Origin of the sequence: Phytopseudomonas argentinensis, assembly GCF_900113905.1 — a bacterium.
GTDB classification, from domain to species: Bacteria; Pseudomonadota; Gammaproteobacteria; order Pseudomonadales; family Pseudomonadaceae; genus Aquipseudomonas; species Aquipseudomonas argentinensis.
The window spans coordinates 1-14,445 of record NZ_FORC01000009.1; the positions used below are offsets into that span (position 1 = coordinate 1).

A 14,445-nucleotide genomic window follows, 5' to 3' on the forward strand; every position below is an offset into this window, starting at 1 on the left:
CCGTGGCTCTTGGTGATGCTGGCGTTCCTGATCCTGGTGACCTACGTGCCGTTCATTTCCCTGGGGCTGCCGAACTGGCTGGGTATGTAAGCGGCCGTGCTTTCTCGACCCGGCCTCGGCCGGGTTTTTTATGCGCGCGGTTCGTGGTCGGGCGCCACCTGCAGCGCGGTGAATAGCGCCTCGGCCGGCATCGGCAGGGCGAACAGGTAGCCCTGCAGGTAGCGCACGCCACGTTGGCTGAGGTAGCGACGCTGCTCGAGGCTTTCCACGCCCTCGGCGACCAGGGCCAATTGCAGGCGCATGGCAAGATCGAGAATGTTGTCGAGCAGGTGCCGGGAGAGGGCATGGGAGTCGATCATGGAGATGAAACTGCGATCGATCTTCAGGAAATCCACACGGAATTCGCGCAGGTAGGCGAGGCTCGAATGGCCGGTGCCGAAATCGTCGATGGCGATGCGCACGCCCAGGTCGCGCAGCTTGGCAAACAGCTGATCCGTCACTGCTGTGGAGGTGATCATCTGCCGCTCGGTCAGCTCGAGGACCAGGACGATATGGCCGACCGGGAATGCCTCGAGGAACTCGCGGCACTCGTCAACCAGGTGAAGATCCTGGCAATGGGCCGCGGTGACATTGATGCTCAGATGAAAGCCTGCCGGTAGCTGCTCGAGGCGGCCGGCAAAATCCTCGCGAACCCGGCGCATCAGTTGCCGGGTCATCGGCACGATCAGGTCGAAGCGCTCGGCCAGCGGGATGAACTGATCCGGCGATACCAGGCCCTCGGTGGGGTGTTGCCAGCGCATCAGCGTTTCCACGCCATGCCAGCAACCGTGCTGCGCATCGACCACCGGCTGGTAATAGGGCACGAATTCACCTGCCTCCAGCGCGCGCTTGAGTTCCGTGCCCGGCGACGCGGAGCGTAGGCTGAGGCGGTAGGTACCGGCGCCAGCCAGGGCGCCGAGTATCACGAACAACAGCCACTGTGGCTGATAGTGCGCCTGCATGTACTGCAGCGTGGCGCCTTGCGGATAACTGGCGAGCACCTGGAAGGGATAGCCGGAGGAGGCGGTTTCGAAGGCGTACTCGGTGATCGCGCCGTTGTTCGCCGAGGTCACGGCGCCGCTGGCGGTGATCCAGTTCTCGCCCACCGCGATCTGCAGGGCAACCTCCTGGCCATTGAGCCTGAGCAGGTTGATCAGGTGCTGACCGTCGATGCCGATCAATACGCCATGGCCAGCCGTTGCCTGGCGATAGACGAGGACCGCGCGATCCGGTGTCACGCTGTTGCCGGCCATCAGTCGCAGCGTTCCCTGGACATAGGTGTCGGCGTCTTCCTCGTTATCGTAGGCGCCTATCAGCGACGTGCAGTAGATGACTCCGTCGTGTACCAGATTGGCCGAGCGCGAAAAGGGGCTGATGGCCACCTGGCTGCGCAGCGTCTGCTCCACGTCCTCGCAAGGCTGGCCAGATAGCCCGATCACCTCCCTCGCGGAGCGCGCGGCGTCATCGAGCATGGCATCGAGCTGCTGCCGAGCGTCCGTGGCGCTTTTTTCCGCGCGGCCCTGCAGCAAGGTCGCGGCCTGCCAGTACATCAGCGGCAGCCCCAACAGCAGCGGCAATAGCGCCACCCCCAACGAGGAGCTCAGGCGCCACGCGCGTCCGCGGGAGCTAAGGGTGGAAAAGGGCATGAGGGGGTCACTTGATCCGGGGGCTGTGTCTAGCTTAGCGAAAGCTGCACGACAAAAATGTCCGCTGTGTCGCGAAATGCTCGCCGGGTCGGCCGATCTGGCGTCAATCCGGTGACGGCTGCGATCAGGTCCTGCATCGGTAAGACCATGGTCGAATGGTTGTATGCAGGGGGGCTGGTTACAAATGCAGATATAGAAGAACAACATCAATAACCGAGGTGATTCAATGAGCGCTGCGTCCCTGTATCCGGTGAGCCCTGAGGCGGCGGCCAATTCGTTGACCGACGAAGCCACTTACAAAGCCATGTACCAGCAGTCGGTGGTCAACCCGGATGGCTTCTGGCGTGAGCAGGCGCAGCGCCTCGACTGGATCAAGCCGTTCACCAAGGTCAAGCAGACTTCCTTCGACGATCACCACGTCGACATCAAGTGGTTCGCCGACGGCACCCTCAACGTTTCCTACAACTGCCTGGATCGCCACCTGGCAGAGCGCGGCGATCAGGTCGCGATCATCTGGGAAGGCGACGACCCGTCCGAGCACAAGGAAATCACCTACCGCCAGCTGCATGAGCAGGTGTGCAAGTTCGCCAACGCCCTGCGCGGCCAGGACGTGCACCGTGGCGACGTAGTGACCATCTACATGCCGATGATCCCGGAAGCCGTGGTGGCCATGCTGGCCTGCGCGCGCATTGGCGCCATCCACTCCGTGGTGTTCGGTGGCTTCTCGCCGGAGGCGCTGGCCGGGCGCATCATCGATTGCCAGTCCAAGGTGGTGATCACCGCGGACGAAGGCCTGCGTGGCGGCAAGAAGATCCCGCTCAAGGCCAACGTCGACGATGCCCTGACCAACCCCGAGACCCGTAGCATCCAGAAGGTCATCGTGGTGCAGCGCACCGGCTCCGAGATCAAGTGGAACCAGCACCGCGACATCTGGTTCGAGGATCTGATGAAGGTTGCCGGCAGCGTCTGTGCGCCAAAGGAAATGGGCGCCGAAGAAGCGCTATTCATCCTCTACACCTCCGGCTCCACCGGCAAGCCCAAGGGCGTGTTGCACACCACCGGCGGCTACCTGCTGTACGCCGCGCTAACCCACGAGCGGGTGTTCGACTACAAACCGGGTGATGTCTACTGGTGCACTGCCGACGTGGGCTGGGTCACTGGCCACAGCTATATCGTCTACGGGCCGCTGGCCAACGGCGCCACCACCCTGCTGTTCGAAGGCATCCCCAATTACCCGGACGTGACCCGCGTGTCGAAGGTCATCGACAAGCACAAGGTCAACATCCTCTACACCGCGCCGACCGCGATCCGCGCCATGATGGCCCAGGGCGAAGCCGCCGTGGCCGGCGCCGATGGTTCCAGCCTGCGTCTGCTCGGTTCGGTGGGCGAGCCGATCAACCCGGAGGCCTGGGACTGGTACTACCGCAACGTCGGCAAAGAGCGCTGCCCGATCGTCGACACCTGGTGGCAGACCGAAACCGGCGGCATCCTGATCAGCCCGCTGCCCGGCGCCACCGCCCTCAAGCCGGGTTCGGCGACCCGGCCGTTCTTTGGCGTGGTGCCGGCGCTGGTCGACAACCTGGGCAACATCATCGAGGGTGCCGCCGAGGGCAACCTGGTGATCCTCGATTCCTGGCCAGGCCAGTCGCGCAGCCTGTACGGCGACCATGACCGTTTCGTCGACACCTACTTCAAGACCTTCAAGGGCATGTACTTCACCGGTGACGGCGCACGCCGTGACGAGGACGGCTACTGGTGGATCACCGGTCGCGTCGACGACGTGCTCAATGTCTCCGGCCACCGTATGGGCACCGCCGAGGTGGAAAGCGCCATGGTCGCCCATCCCAAGGTCGCCGAAGCCGCGGTGGTCGGCGTGCCCCACGACATCAAGGGACAGGGCATCTATGTCTACGTGACCCTCAACCAGGGCCAGGAACCTTCCGAGCAACTGCGCCAGGAACTCAAGGCCTGGGTGCGCAAGGAAATCGGCCCGATCGCCACACCGGACGTGATCCAGTGGGCGCCGGGGCTGCCGAAGACCCGTTCGGGCAAGATCATGCGCCGTATCCTGCGCAAGATCGCTACGGCCGAGTACGACAGCCTCGGCGACATCTCCACCCTGGCCGACCCGGGCGTGGTGCAGCACCTGATCGACACCCACAAGTCGATGCAGAGCGCCTGCGCCTGATCTGAGATGCGCCTCACTGCAGCGCCCCACGCCGGCTCGTCCGCGTGGGGCGTCTGCGTTTCTACTCTTCGCGTGACACCCTAGGGCTGAACTGATGAGTCAGGATTGGCTGAATTTTGTTCTGTCAAGATCCTTTCATGGCGTCCCGGTGGGTTCTGTAATTAGTTGTCGCATCTGGGAAATATCGCTCGCCGCGCTATCGCTAGAATGCCGCACTTCCGTGCGCCGCCCGCAGCCCTGCGCTACGCTGGCGACGTCACCTCTGCATGGCCCGGCTTACCCGCCTTCAGGCCAGTGAAACCCCATCCCTGTCAGGAGTTTCCCCATGAAGAAGATCGCACTGCTCGGCGCGCTGGCACTATCCCTGCTGTCGCCGCTGACCATGGCCCAGGAGGCCAAGGCGCTGCGTATCGGTATCGAAGCGGCCTACCCGCCGTTCGCCTACAAGACTCCCGACGGCAACATCACCGGCTTCGACTACGACATCGGCGTGGCCCTGTGTGAAGAAATGAAGGTCGAGTGCAAGTGGATCGAGCAGGAATTCGACGGCCTGATCCCGGCGCTGAAAGTTCGCAAGTTCGACGCCGTGCTGTCGTCGATGTCGATCACCGAAGAGCGCAAGCGCGCCGTGGACTTCACCGGCAAGTACTACGCCACGCCTGCCAAGCTGGCGATGAAGAGCGGTGCGGTGATGAACGACGTGGCCACCGACCTCAAGGGCAAGAAGATCGGCGTGCAGCGTTCCTCCGTGTATGACCGTTACGCCACCGATGTCTTTGCCCCGGCCGGTGCCGAGATCGTGCGCTACAGCTCGCAGAACGAAGTGTTCCTAGATCTGAGCGCTGGCCGCCTGGATGGCACCATCGCCGACTCGGTGAACATCGAGGACGGCTTCCTGAAAACCGACGCCGGCAAAGGCTTCGCCTTCGTGGGCCCGGATTTCACCGAAGAAAAATACTTCGGCGAAGGCCAGGGCATCGCCGTGCGCAAGGGTGACAAGGCGCTGGCCGAGAAGATCAGCGCGGCAATCCTGGCGATCCGCGAGAACGGCAAGTACAAGGCCATTCAGGACAAGTACTTCAGCTTCGACGTCTACGGCAAGTAAGCCCACGATCTGCTGCGCGGCAGCCCTGTGGCTTTAAAATTAGCTTGGACGCTTGCGTACGAAAGTACACTCCGCGTCCTCGTCTGACTTTTGCCTGGCATGGCTCTAGCTCGCATAGGGTGATTTCTTGTTGGAGGTGGCACACGCTGACGCTCGGCGTGTGCCACTTTTGCATTGCATTTCCGGCGCCCCAGGGCGCACGCATGAGGTAAGCGGATGCTCAACGGCTACGGCTCGTCCATTATCGAGGGCGCCTGGCTCACCCTGATTCTGGCCCTGACCTCGATGGCGGTGGCGATAGTGCTCGGCCTGATCGGCGCCGCGTTTCGGCTGTCGCCGGTGCGCTGGCTGGCGGTGCTGGGGGAAACCTATTCGACGGTGATCCGTGGCATTCCCGACCTGGTGCTGATCCTGCTGATCTTCTACGGCGGCCAGGACATGGTGAACCGCGTCGCGCCGATGCTCGGCTACGACGACTACATCGACATCAACCCCTTCATCGCCGGCGTGTTTACCATGGGCTTTATCTTCGGCGCCTATCTGTCGGAGACCTTCCGTGGCGCCTTCATGGCCATTCCCAAGGGCCAGGCCGAGGCGGGCGCGGCCTATGGCATGAGCGGCCTGCAGGTGTTCCTGCGCATCCTGGTGCCGCAAATGATCCGCTTCGCCATCCCTGGCTTCACCAATAACTGGCTGGTGCTCACCAAGGCTACCGCGCTGATTTCGGTGGTCGGTCTGCAGGACATGATGTTCAAGGCCAAGAGCGCCGCCGACGCCACCCGCGAGCCCTTCACCTTCTACCTGGCGGTGGCCGGCCTGTACCTGCTGATCACCAGCGTCTCGCTGCTGGCCCTGCGTTTCCTGGAAAAACGCTACTCGGTCGGCACCAAGGCTGCCGAGCTGTGAGGGCCCAACGATGATTTTCGATTACACCGTCATCTGGGACAGCCTGCCGCTGTATTTCGGCGGCGTGCTGGTGACCCTCAAGCTGCTGGCCATCGCGCTGTTCTTTGGCCTGCTGCTGGCCATTCCCCTGGCGCTGATGCGCACCTCGCGCTCGCCGTGGGTCAACGGGCCGGCCTGGTTGTATACCTACGTGATTCGTGGCACGCCGATGCTGGTGCAGTTGTTTCTGGTCTATTACGGCCTGGCCCAGTTCGAGGCGGTGCGCGAGAGCCTGCTGTGGCCGTACCTGTCCAACGCCACCTTCTGCGCCTGCGTGGCGTTCGCCATCAATACCAGCGCCTACAGCGCCGAGATTCTTGCCGGCAGCCTGAAAGCCACGCCCCATGGCGAGATCGAGGCGGCCAAGGCCATGGGCATGTCGCGGGCCAAGTTGTATCGCCGCATTCTCCTGCCGTCGGCGCTGCGCCGCGCGTTGCCGCAGTACAGCAACGAAGTGATCATGATGCTGCACACCACCAGCCTGGCCTCGATCGTCACCCTGATCGACATCACTGGCGCGGCGCGCACCGTCAGCTCCCAGTACTACCTGCCGTTCGAGGCGTTCATCACCGCCGGCCTGTTCTACCTGTGCCTGACCTTTATCCTGGTGCGCCTGTTCAAACTGGCCGAGCGTCGCTGGCTGGCCTACCTGGCGCCGCGGCGTTCCTGAGCCCTCGGACTTCTGTAAAGAGTGAAAAGCATGTACAAGCTCGAAGTGACGGACCTGCACAAGCGCTACGGCAGCCACGAGGTGCTCAAGGGCGTTTCGCTGGCCGCCAAGGCCGGTGACGTGATCAGCATCATCGGCTCCAGTGGTTCCGGCAAGAGCACCTTCCTGCGTTGCATCAACCTGCTCGAGCAGCCCCACGCCGGGCAGATCCAGCTCAACGGCGAGGCGCTCAAGCTGGTGCCCGGCAAGGACGGCGCCCTGCGCGCCGCCGATGACAAGCAACTGCAGCGCCTGCGCTCGCGGCTGTCCATGGTGTTTCAGCACTTCAACCTGTGGGCGCACATGAGCGTGCTGGAAAACGTCATGGAGGCGCCGGTGCACGTGCTGGGCATGGGCAAGGCCGAGGCTCGCGACAAGGCCGAGCACTACCTGCAGAAGGTCGGCGTTGCCCACCGCAAGAGCGCCTATCCCGCCCATATGAGTGGTGGCGAGCAGCAGCGTGTGGCCATCGCCCGGGCCCTGGCCATGGAGCCGGAGGTAATGCTGTTCGACGAGCCGACCTCGGCCCTTGACCCGGAACTGGTCGGCGATGTGTTGAAGGTCATGCGCGACCTGGCCGATGAAGGGCGTACCATGGTGGTGGTCACCCACGAGATGGGCTTTGCCCGCGAGGTGTCCAACGGCTTGCTGTTCCTGCATCAGGGTCTGGTGGAGGAACGCGGCGACCCCCGTGAGGTGCTGGCTAACCCGCAGTCTCAACGGCTGCAACAGTTCCTCAGCGGCAGCCTCAAGTAGTTGGCGTTATCATCCCCGACCTATCACTGCCTTCAGAGCCCAACCTGCCCATCATGACTGCCCCCCGAATCGGCTTCCTGCTTTGGCCCTCTACCAAGCCCCTGACCCTGGCGCTGGCGGAGGAGGCCCTGAGCGTCGCCCAGCGCGTCCATCCGGAGGTGGTCTACGAGGTGGCGTTCCTGCAGGCCGAAGAGCCGGCGCAGGGCGCATGGCGCCTGCCGGGCAGTTCCTGGACGGCCGGCCTGGAAGGCTATCGCAAGCTGTTCCTGCTTGCCGATGAGCCGCCGGCCAGCGTAGCGCCGGCGCTGGCCACCGCACTCAAGCAGGTGTCGCGCAACGGTTGCTGCCTCGGCGCGGTGGCGGCGGGGGTCTACCCCCTGGCGCAGCTGGGCTTGCTCGACGGCTACCGGGCGTCGGTGCACTGGCGCTGGCAGGACGATTTCGCCGAGCGCTTTCCCAAGGTGATCGCCACCAGCCACCTGTTCGACTGGGACCGTGACCGCCTCACCGCCTGTGGCGGCATGGCGGTGATGGACATGCTGCTGGCCCTGTTGGCCCGTGACCATGGAGCCGAGCTGGCCGGGGCGGTATCCGAGGAGCTGGTGGTCGAGCGCATTCGCGAAGGTGGCGAACGCCAGCGTATTCCGCTGCAGAATCGCCTGGGCTCCAGCCACCCCAAGCTGACCCAGGCGGTGTTGCTGATGGAGGCCAATATCGAAGAACCGCTGACCACCGACGAGATCGCCCAGCACGTATGCGTCTCGCGGCGCCAGTTGGAGCGCATCTTCAAGCAGTACCTCAATCGTGTACCCAGCCAGTATTACCTGGAACTGCGCCTGAACAAGGCGCGCCAGCTGCTGATGCAGACCAGCAAGTCGATCATCCAGATCGGCCTGTCCTGCGGCTTCTCCTCGGGCCCGCATTTCTCCAGCGCCTACCGCAACTTCTTCGGCGCCACGCCGCGTGAAGACCGCAACCAGCGCCGCAGCAACAGCCCCTTCGAACTGACTTCGGCGCCTGCCGAGCGCGGCTAGGCGGCTGTCTCGCTCGTTGCCTCATCCCGAGGGCATGGCCTGGGCGTCCCCGCCGGCTGCCACTGCTTGCACCGATCAGTGGCTCCAGATCATGCCGATCAGCAGGTAGCACAGGGTGGTCACCAGGATCACGCTGTAGACGTTGATCACGAAGCCTGCCTTGATCATCGACTGGATGCGCATCAGCCCGGTGCCGAACACCAGGGCATTGGGCGGCGTTGCTACCGGCATCATGAAGGCGCAACTGGCGGCGATGGTGGCCGGGATGGTCAGCAGCTCCACCGGAATTCCCTGGGACACCGCCAGCGCGCCGACCAGGGGAATAAACGCCGCCGCGGTGGCGGTATTCGAGGTGACCTCGGTGAGCACGTTGATGGTCAGGGTCACTGCGCCGATGATCAGCAACAGGTGAAGCGTGCCGACCCCCTGCAGGCCCTCGCCGATCCAGGTGGCCAGGCCCGTGGAGGTGATCGCGCCAGCCAGCGACAGGCCGCCGCCGAACAGGATCAGAATGCCCCAGGGCACCTTGTTGGCAGTGTCCCAGTCCATCAGGAACACGCGCTTGTCGCCATCACGTTTGCCGGGAATCAGGAACAGGCTGAGGGCCGCGACCATGGCGATCAGGGTGTCGTCCACCGTGCTGACCACCTTGGCGATCAGCGGCTGGGTGACCCAGGCCAGGGCGGCAAGGCCGAACACCAGGGCGATGCGCTTCTCGCCGGTCGACCAGGCGCCGAGCTTGGCCAGTTCGTCCCTGAGCATCGGCTGGCTGTCGCCTTCGAGCCTGAAGCCGCCGCGGGTCAGCCACCACCAGACGAACAGCAGCATGCACGTAGCCACCGGCACGCCGACCATCATCCACTGGCCGAAGCCGACGTGCACGTCGTGGTGTTCACGCAGGTAGGCGGCCAGCAGCGCGTTCGGCGGCGTGCCGATCAGCGTGGAAATTCCGCCGATGCTGGCGGCGTAGGCGATGCCCAAGAGCAGGGCGGTGGCGAAGCGCTGGTGTTCGGCGGCATCGCCTTTCTGGGTGAGCATGGTGATCACCGACAGGCCGATGGGCAGCATCATGATCGCCGTCGCGGTGTTGCTCACGCCCATGCCGATCAATGCGGTGGCGAGCATGAAGCCGCCAATCTGCCGGGCCGGCTGGTTGCCCACCGCAATCAGGGTATTCAGCGCGATACGTCGGTGCAGCTCCCAGCGCTGCATGCACAGGCCGAGCAGGAAACCACCCAGGAACAGGAAGATCACCGGGTTGGCGTAAGGGCCGGTGGCCGCTTGCGATGTGCCAATACCCAGCAGCGGAATCAACGGGATTGGCAGCAGGGCAGTGGCTGGAATGGGGATCGCCTCGGTGGCCCACCAGGTGGCCATCAGGCCGATAAGGCCGGCGGTCAGCCAGGCTTCCTGGCTGAGGCCGGTCGGTGGCTCGCTGGCGATGCAGGCAAGGAGTAACAAAGGCCCGAGAAACAGGCCGATACGGGCGGCCAACAGTGCGCCATTGGATTGTTCTGGTTTGCTCATTGTCTTGTTCTCGTTGTTTCTTTTAGCCGAGAACTATGCCGTCTGATGCTCTATATGGGGCTTCCCAGCTGTTTCAGCAGGTTTCCCTCGCCTGCTCAGGCACAGGGCGGCAGGGCCATGATCGGCAGGGCGATGAACACCACGGCGATCGCGCCGATCAGGTGTCCGGCTGCCGAAACACTGGCCACGAAGCGCTCGCGTTCACTGCAGTGCGGGCGCCTGGCGGCCTGCTGGAACAGCCGTGCCAGGCCCAGCAACAGGCCGGCGGTCAGCAGCGACAGCAGGCCCAGTGCCAGGTTGAGCCAGGTCCAGGGGCCGTCTCTCAGCGGCGGTGGCGCCACCGAGCAGCCGACGCCCTGACCGCCATACAGGGCGATGAACCAAAGGCTCCAGATGCTCAGGCCGGTGACTATGTGAGTCGGGTTGTAGACGTTGCCGAGGCTTTGCATCACGCACCTCCGAAAGCGGGTGGGAACAAGGCGATGGCGAAGTAGCTGACCCACAGCACGCCAAGGCTGTAGTACCAGAATTGCGCCACCACCAGCGGCTCGTAAGGCGCCTCGGCACCCACGTAGCCGATGCGCACGCGCAGCGCCTGCAGTGCGCTCAGGGTGCCGGCGAGCAGGGCGTGGCCGAAGCTGTAGGCGAGCATTACGAAAATCACTGCATCATGGGCACGCACGGTGGGTTCCAGGGCCTCGCTGCGCAGCGCCCAGAGCAGTAACGCCGCCTGCACCAGGCCGATCAACGCCAGGCTCACCTGACAGGCGAGCAGCCCCTGGGCGTTGCCTTGGCGCAACCTGCCGTTGACCCGTCGTTGCCAGGGAATGGCCAGCGACAGCAGCAGGGCACTGGCAAACAGCAGCCAGTGGTTGAACACCGGGGCATCCGGCACCTGCCAGTTGGGCGCCACCGTCCACAGGTAGAACCAGCCGAACAGCAGCGACAGGTACAGCGCGCCGTTGGACAGCAGGGTCACGCCCATGCCCCACAGCCCCGGGCCATCGCAGGTACGCGAATGCAGCGGCGGCTCATGGGGCTGGGTGCGGGCGTCCGGCGCGGCCTTGGGATGGGCGCCGTTCTCCCAGCTCCAGCGCAGCAGCACCACGATCGAGGCACCGCAGGCGAACAGCGCCAGCAGGTAGCTCTTGGCCAGCAGGCTGAGGCACAACACGGCGATGAAACAGGCGGCGATGAAAGGCAGCCAGCTATTGCCCGGCAGGTGAATGATCTCGCGCACCTCGCCGGTCAGCGGATCGACGCCCCAGGTCTCGCGGCGGCCATGGTCGATCACCGTAAGGGCGTGCTCGCCGCGGGCCATGCTCTCGCCCAGCTCCGGGTCGCGCCACAGCGGGTGGCGGTCGGTGATCTTGGCCAGGCTGACGAAGTTGTACGGGTTGGGCGGCAGGCTGGTGGCCCACTCCAGTGTGTCGGCCTGCCAGGGGTTGTTGCCGGCAGGTTTGCCGTAGCGGTAGTGCAGGATGAGATCCAGCAGCAGGGTGGCAATACCGATCACCATGATGAAGCTGCCGATCGACGAGATCAGGTTGGGCATGTCCCAGCCCAGGCCGCTGTCGTAGGTGTAGACGCGCCGCGGCATGCCCAGCAGCCCGGTCCAGTGCATGATCAGGAAGGTCATGTTGAAGCCGATGAACACCAGCCAGAACCCCCACTTGCCGAGGCGTTCGGAGGCCATGCGCCCGGAGAAGTGCGGCAGCCAGTAATACAGCCCGGCGATCAGCGGAAACAGCATGCCGCCGATCAGCACATAATGGAAATGGGCGACCACGAACTGGGTGTCGTGCACCTGCCAGTCGAACGGTACCAGGGCCAGCATCACCCCGGTCAGACCGCCGCACACGAAGATGATCAGAAAACCTACCAGCCACAGCATCGGTACGTTGTAGCGCGGTTTGCCGAGCCACAGCGTGGCGATCCAGGAGAACACCTGGATCGCCGTGGGAATCGCCACCAGCATGCTCGCCGCGGAAAAGAACGCCTGGGCCAGCTGCGGGATGCCCACCGTGAACATGTGGTGCACCCACAGGCCAAAGCTGATGAAACCGGTGCTCAGCACGCCCAGCACCACGGCGCGGTAGCCCACCAGCGGGCGGCCGCAGAACACCGGCAGCAGGGTGGAGACGATACCGGCCGCCGGCAGGAAGATGATGTACACCTCGGGGTGGCCGAACAGCCAGAACAGGTGTTGCCAGAGCAACGGATCGCCGCCGCGCGTCACCTCGAAGAACGGCAGGCCGGCCGCGCGCTCCAATTCCAGCAGGATGCTGCCAAGGATCAGTGGCGGAAAGCCGATGACGATCATCATCGCCATGGTCAGGATGTACCAGGCGTAGATCGGCATCCGGTTCAGCGCCATGCCCTCGGCGCGGGTGCGCAGGATCGATACCACCAGCTCGACCCCGGCCGACACCGCTGAGATTTCCACGAAGGTGATACCCAGCAGCCAGAAGTCGGCGTTGATGCCCGGCGAATGTGCGGCGCTGGACAGCGGCGTGTACATGAACCAGCCGGCATTGGGCGCCACCCCGAACAGCAGGCTGGAGCAGATGATCAGCCCGCCGAACAGGTAGCACCAGTAGCCGAGGGCCGAAAGGCGCGGGAATACCAGGTCGCGGGCACCGAGCATCTTGGGGATCAGGTACACCGCAAGGCCTTCCATCATCGGCACGGCGAACAGGAACATCATCACCGTGCCGTGCATGGTGAACACTTGGTTGAACACCTCCGGGCCCATGAAGGCGTTGCCCGGCAGCGCCAGCTGGGTACGGATCAGCATCGCCAGCAGGATGCCGAACAGGAAGAAGCCCAGCCCGGTGACCATGAAGCGCAGGCCCAGGGTGGTGTGATTGACGATGGTCAGCGCCCGCCAGCCACGAGGATTACCCCATACATCGTTGAACTGGTCGTGCAGGGCATCGGCGTCAGCGGTTTCACGGCACTGCGTTTCGCGGCTGTCGGTCATGGTTCGAGGCCCTCCAGCCAGGTGGCGATGGCCTGCAGGTGCTCGGCATCGAGATCGTCGGTGAGCGGCATGCCGGTGCCCGGTTTCAGGCGGCCGTGCTCGCGTATCCAGGTCAGCGTGGCGCCGGGCTCATTGGTCAGCAGGCCCCCGCCGAGATGGCGTCGGCTGGCCAGGTCGGTAAGGTCCGGGGCGCGATTGCCGGCACTGACGCCGGCCACCCGGTGGCATATCCCGCAGTGGGCCAGGAAGGTGTCGGCGGCCGGACCTTGCAATGCCTCGACCCGTGGCTCGCGCCGGGCGTCGATCCAGGCGGCGAAGTCTTCCTCGCTATGCGCCTGCACATCGAGAATCATGTGGCTGTGCTGGGTGCCGCAGAACTCGGTGCATTGGCCGCGAAAGGTGCCGGGCTTGTCGGCCTGCAGGCGGATGCGGTTCTCGCGGCCGGGGATCATGTCGATCTTGCCGCCCAGGCGCGGTACCCAGAAGGAGTGGATCACGTCGGCGCTGCTGACCGTTATGTCCACCGGCCTGCCGGCGGGTAGGTGCAACTGGTTGGCGGTCACTACACCGCTGTCCGGGTAGCGCACCTCCCACCACCACTGGTGGCCGATGATATGGATCTGCAAGGGCCGCTCGCCGAGAATCGGCAGCTGCATCATGCGCTGGCCCACCGGAATGCCGAACGCAAGCAGCAGCACGATGGTGACCGAGGGCAGCACGATACCGCCGCCGATCAGCCAGCGCCGCTGGATGCGCCGGGCGTCCTCGAGCGAATACTCGCGTGGTTTGCGCCACAGGGCGTAGATCCAAAGCGCGCTGACCACCACCAGCACCAGGCTGAAGAAGCCGCACATGGCCCACCACAACAGGGCGATGTCGCGTGCCACCGGGCCGGCCGGGGCCAGAATTGATTGGTCACCACTGCAGGCGGAGATAATCGGAACTGCTGCGGCGACTGCGGTCAACTTGAGTAGGGTCGCGCACGTACGGCCCTTTCTCGAATCGACAGGGAGGCCGCCATGGCTGAGCAACAAGAGTCCATCATCAGTCGCGCGGCCATTGCCGGGCACCCGCTGCACCCGATGATGATCCACTTTCCGGTCGCCGCGCTGCTGGGCCTGGTGGCCACCGATTTCGCCTACTTCTGGACCACCGACCCGTTCTGGGCGCGGGCCAGTCTGTGGCTGGCGGGTGTGGGCGCGGTCGGCGGCTGGATCGCCAGCATCGCCGGGCTGATCGACCTGCTGACCGTGCAGCGCATTCGCCAGAAGATCAGCGCCTGGTGCCACGCCATTATCGCCGTGATGATGCTCTCCCTGGCGTCGCTGAACTGGATGCTGCGCTACCGCCATGGCGAGGAGGGCTTCGAGATGTGGGCGTTCTATCTGTCGCTGTTTACCGCCGGGCTGATCGCCATCGCCGCTTACCTGGGCGGGCGTCTGGTCTATGAGCATGCCGTGGGTGTAGACGTCGATTGAGTTCGGCTTTGGCCCGCCTGCATTCATGGGTGGAA

General features: G+C 64.4%; 12 protein-coding genes and 1 pseudogene. 8 read left to right on the forward strand and 5 right to left on the reverse strand.

The annotated features are described in order from the left end of the window. Positions 1–90, forward strand: a pseudogene (locus BM154_RS24495) (TRAP transporter large permease subunit); the annotation flags it as partial. Positions 91–128: 38 nt separating this feature from the next. Here BM154_RS24495 and BM154_RS23175 read toward each other — a convergent pair. Beyond that, a complete protein-coding gene (locus tag BM154_RS23175) occupies positions 129–1,685 on the reverse strand; it encodes an EAL domain-containing protein (RefSeq protein ID WP_074890163.1) in 1,557 nt (518 codons plus the stop codon). Between the two features lie 226 nt (positions 1,686–1,911). Here BM154_RS23175 and acs point away from each other — a divergent pair, with 226 nt between their 5' ends. The 6 genes from acs (at position 1,912) to argR (ending at position 8,422) form a co-directional block, all read left to right on the forward strand. Next, a complete protein-coding gene (gene acs / locus BM154_RS23180) occupies positions 1,912–3,873 on the forward strand; it encodes an acetate--CoA ligase (RefSeq protein WP_074890165.1) in 1,962 nt (653 codons plus the stop codon). A gap of 325 nt (positions 3,874–4,198) precedes the next feature. Then, positions 4,199–4,978 carry an ABC transporter substrate-binding protein gene (locus BM154_RS23185; protein WP_074890167.1) on the forward strand — a complete coding sequence of 260 codons (780 nt, stop codon included), beginning with the start codon at positions 4,199–4,201 and terminating at the stop codon, positions 4,976–4,978. Positions 4,979–5,194: 216 nt separating this feature from the next. Next, positions 5,195–5,884, forward strand: coding sequence for an ABC transporter permease (locus BM154_RS23190; protein WP_074890170.1), 690 nt, complete (start codon positions 5,195–5,197; stop codon positions 5,882–5,884). A gap of 10 nt (positions 5,885–5,894) precedes the next feature. Then, entirely contained in the window at positions 5,895–6,593 is a 699-nt protein-coding gene (locus tag BM154_RS23195; RefSeq protein ID WP_074890172.1) for an ABC transporter permease, read from the forward strand. A 30-nt stretch (positions 6,594–6,623) separates the two neighbouring features. Continuing rightward, positions 6,624–7,388, forward strand: coding sequence for an ABC transporter ATP-binding protein (locus BM154_RS23200; protein WP_074890175.1), 765 nt, complete (start codon positions 6,624–6,626; stop codon positions 7,386–7,388). A gap of 53 nt (positions 7,389–7,441) precedes the next feature. Next, on the forward strand, positions 7,442–8,422 hold the full coding sequence (argR, locus tag BM154_RS23205; RefSeq protein WP_074890177.1) for a transcriptional regulator ArgR: 981 nt from the start codon (positions 7,442–7,444) through the stop codon (positions 8,420–8,422). Between the two features lie 75 nt (positions 8,423–8,497). Here argR and BM154_RS23210 read toward each other — a convergent pair whose 3' ends face one another. The 4 genes from BM154_RS23210 to coxB form a co-directional block, all read right to left on the reverse strand. Further along, positions 8,498–9,949: an SLC13 family permease gene (locus BM154_RS23210; protein ID WP_074890180.1), complete on the reverse strand. Its 1,452-nt coding sequence runs from the start codon at positions 9,947–9,949 to the stop codon at positions 8,498–8,500. Positions 9,950–10,044: 95 nt separating this feature from the next. Continuing rightward, positions 10,045–10,398, reverse strand: coding sequence for a hypothetical protein (locus BM154_RS23215; RefSeq protein ID WP_074890182.1), 354 nt, complete (start codon positions 10,396–10,398; stop codon positions 10,045–10,047). Then, the gene (gene ctaD / locus BM154_RS23220; RefSeq protein WP_074890185.1) at positions 10,398–12,932 is read right to left on the reverse strand and encodes a cytochrome c oxidase subunit I; all 2,535 of its coding nucleotides are present in this window, start codon (positions 12,930–12,932) and stop codon (positions 10,398–10,400) included. Before ctaD ends, BM154_RS23215 begins: the two co-directional genes overlap by 1 nt. Beyond that, positions 12,929–13,819 (reverse strand): cytochrome c oxidase subunit II, encoded by an 891-nt coding sequence (coxB, locus tag BM154_RS23225; RefSeq protein WP_074890254.1) that lies wholly within the window; start codon positions 13,817–13,819, stop codon positions 12,929–12,931. The genes ctaD and coxB overlap by 4 nt, the downstream gene beginning before the upstream one ends. Positions 13,820–13,951: 132 nt before the next feature. Here coxB and BM154_RS23230 point away from each other — a divergent pair, with 132 nt between their 5' ends. Further along, positions 13,952–14,410 (forward strand): DUF2231 domain-containing protein, encoded by a 459-nt coding sequence (locus tag BM154_RS23230; protein WP_074890187.1) that lies wholly within the window; start codon positions 13,952–13,954, stop codon positions 14,408–14,410. Positions 14,411–14,445: the final 35 nt, after the last annotated feature.

Excerpts from the sequence above, each read along its gene's own strand:
- BM154_RS23210 (WP_074890180.1), bottom strand. The coding sequence starts at position 9,949 with ATGAGCAAACCAGAACAATCCAATGGCGCACTGTTGGCCGCCCGTATC.
- BM154_RS23185 (WP_074890167.1), top strand. The coding sequence starts at position 4,199 with ATGAAGAAGATCGCACTGCTCGGCGCGCTGGCACTATCCCTGCTGTCG.
- BM154_RS23195 (WP_074890172.1), top strand. The coding sequence starts at position 5,895 with ATGATTTTCGATTACACCGTCATCTGGGACAGCCTGCCGCTGTATTTC.
- argR (WP_074890177.1), top strand. The coding sequence starts at position 7,442 with ATGACTGCCCCCCGAATCGGCTTCCTGCTTTGGCCCTCTACCAAGCCC.
- BM154_RS23200 (WP_074890175.1), top strand. The coding sequence starts at position 6,624 with ATGTACAAGCTCGAAGTGACGGACCTGCACAAGCGCTACGGCAGCCAC.
- BM154_RS23190 (WP_074890170.1), top strand. The coding sequence starts at position 5,195 with ATGCTCAACGGCTACGGCTCGTCCATTATCGAGGGCGCCTGGCTCACC.
- BM154_RS23215 (WP_074890182.1), bottom strand. The coding sequence starts at position 10,398 with ATGCAAAGCCTCGGCAACGTCTACAACCCGACTCACATAGTCACCGGC.
- acs (WP_074890165.1), top strand. The coding sequence starts at position 1,912 with ATGAGCGCTGCGTCCCTGTATCCGGTGAGCCCTGAGGCGGCGGCCAAT.
- BM154_RS23175 (WP_074890163.1), bottom strand. The coding sequence starts at position 1,685 with ATGCCCTTTTCCACCCTTAGCTCCCGCGGACGCGCGTGGCGCCTGAGC.
- ctaD (WP_074890185.1), bottom strand. The coding sequence starts at position 12,932 with ATGACCGACAGCCGCGAAACGCAGTGCCGTGAAACCGCTGACGCCGAT.
- BM154_RS23230 (WP_074890187.1), top strand. The coding sequence starts at position 13,952 with ATGGCTGAGCAACAAGAGTCCATCATCAGTCGCGCGGCCATTGCCGGG.